The organism is Bartonella sp. AA83SXKL (genome assembly GCF_042196965.1).
Classification (GTDB): Bacteria; Pseudomonadota; Alphaproteobacteria; order Rhizobiales; family Rhizobiaceae; genus Bartonella.
Window position 1 is genome coordinate 1 of sequence record NZ_JBHIRG010000212.1, and the last position, 339, is coordinate 339.

Below are 339 nucleotides of genomic sequence, written 5' to 3' on the forward strand. Positions count from 1 at the left end.
TTTACCTGCTTCTCCAGGAGCAGCAACTGGTGAAATTGTTTTTACTTCGGAAGAGGCAGAAACTGCATCGGTAGAAGGACGAAAAGTTATTTTGGTACGCATAGAAACAAGTCCAGAAGATATTCATGGTATGCACGCTGCAGAAGGGATTTTAACGACACGCGGTGGTATGACAAGTCATGCTGCTGTTGTAGCGCGTGGTATGGGAAAGCCATGTATTTCTGGTGCAGGGAGTGTGCGGATTGATTATAGTACAAACACAATGTTTGCTTCAGGGCAAAGTTTTAAAAAAGGCGATGTCATTACAATTGATGGTGGGAGTGGAGAAATTTTTAAAGG

General features: G+C 43.1%; 1 protein-coding gene. It reads left to right on the forward strand.

From position 1 onward, the window contains the following. Nucleotides 1-339, forward strand: a 339-nt coding sequence (locus ACFINO_RS10680) for a PEP-utilizing enzyme (RefSeq protein WP_375655825.1), incomplete at both ends; no start/stop codon positions are given.